The 1,622-nt window shown below is 64.5% G+C and carries 1 protein-coding gene; it reads right to left on the bottom strand.

The features are described 5' to 3' along the window. Positions 1 to 1,622: condensation domain-containing protein (locus RJ1_RS44845; protein ID WP_255284979.1), on the bottom strand; the 1,622-nt coding region annotated here is incomplete at both ends.

Below are 1,622 nucleotides of genomic sequence, written 5' to 3'. Positions count from 1 at the left end.
ATTGGACTGGTCGTCGAGTTCCCGGTACGACAGTTCCCTGTTGTCGCAGAACAGGGCCGGAGCCGACGGATCGATGGCCGCTGCCGTGGTCAGCATGTCCGGAAGCAGCACCGGCGGCTCCCCCTGTGGACCACGACCGGGAACCAGCACGCGATCCGCACCGTCGAGAACATCGATCTCCCCCACGGTCACCGACGGTTCACGAACGACGGTGTCGAGTAGGCGGAGGTACCGGTCGGCGAATGCGCGCGCTGTCGGCTCGTCGAAGAGATCGGTCGCGTAGACGAGGTGGCCGGCGATGCCCGCGTCCACCGATTCGTCCAACATCAGCGTCAGGTCGAACTTTGCCTGTTCAAGCCCTGCGTCGACGCATTCGGTCGTGAGGGAGGGCAATTCGAGAGCGACGGGGGCGGTGTTCTGGAACGCGAGCATCACCTGGGTGAGGGGTGCGTGGGCGGTGGAGCGGGGTGGGTTGAGTAGTTCGACGAGTCGTTCGAAGGGGAGGTCGGCGTGGGCGAAGGCGGCGATGTCGGTGTCGCGGATGTGGTGGAGGAGGTCGGTGAATGTGTGTGTGGGGGCGACGGTGTTGCGGAGGACGAGGGTGCCGACGAACATGCCGATGAGGTTGTCGAGGTGGGGGTGGGTGCGTCCGGCGATGGGGGTGCCGATGGTGATGTCGGTGGTGTTGGTGAGTCGGGCGAGGAGGATGGTCAGTGCGGCGTGGCAGACCATGAAGACGGTGGTGTGTTCTCGGTGCGCTAGTTCGGTGAGTGCGTGGTGGGTGTCGTTGTCGATGGTGAAGTCGATGGCGGCGCCGTGGAGGGTTTGTTGTGGGGGGCGGGGGTGGTCGGTGGGTAGTTCGAGGACTTCGGGGAGGTTGGTGAGGGTGTGGGTCCAGTAGCGGATTTGTTGGGAGATGATGGATTCGGGGTCGTCTTCGGAGCCGAGTGTTTCGCGTTGCCAGAGGGTGTAGTCGCCGTACTGCACCGGAAGGGGCGTCCAGGTGGGAGCCCTGCCCGATACCCGGGCCTCGTAGGCGGTCATCAGATCGTGCGCGAGTGGCATCAGCGAGGATCCGTCTGCGCAGATGTGGTGCACGACGAGTGCCAGGACATGGTCTGTCGATCCGATTTCGAACAGAGCAACGCGCAGGGGGATCTCGGCAGCCACGTCGAATCCTGCGGTGACGAACCGAGCGAGTTGCTCGCCGAGTTCGTTCTCGTCGATGACGGTGCCGATCGGTTCGAGTGGGGATGGGTCGTGCACTACCTGGTGTGGGCCGTCGTCGGAGTCGGGGTAGTGGGTGCGCAGTGTTTCGTGTCGGGTGATGACGTCGGTGAGGGCGTCGGTGAGTGCGGTGGTGTCGAGGGGGCCGCGGAGTCGGACGGCGAGTGGGATGTTGTAGGCGGGTGAGGTGGTGTCGTACTGGTTGATGAACCACATTCGCTGCTGAGCCAGCGACAACGGAAGCGGTCTCTCGCGTTTCCTCGAGACGAGGGGAAGGTGTTCCCGAAGGTCCTGCGCGCCGTCGACGATCGTGGCGAGCTCGGCCACGCTGGGGGCGGTGAAGAAGTCCCCTACGTCGATGGCGACAGCCGCGACTTCGTTGATTTGCGCTACGA

This window comes from Rhodococcus jostii NBRC 16295, from assembly GCF_001894825.1.
Taxonomy (GTDB): domain Bacteria; phylum Actinomycetota; class Actinomycetes; order Mycobacteriales; family Mycobacteriaceae; genus Rhodococcus_F; species Rhodococcus_F jostii.
This window is presented reverse-complemented; position numbering and strand designations above follow the sequence as displayed.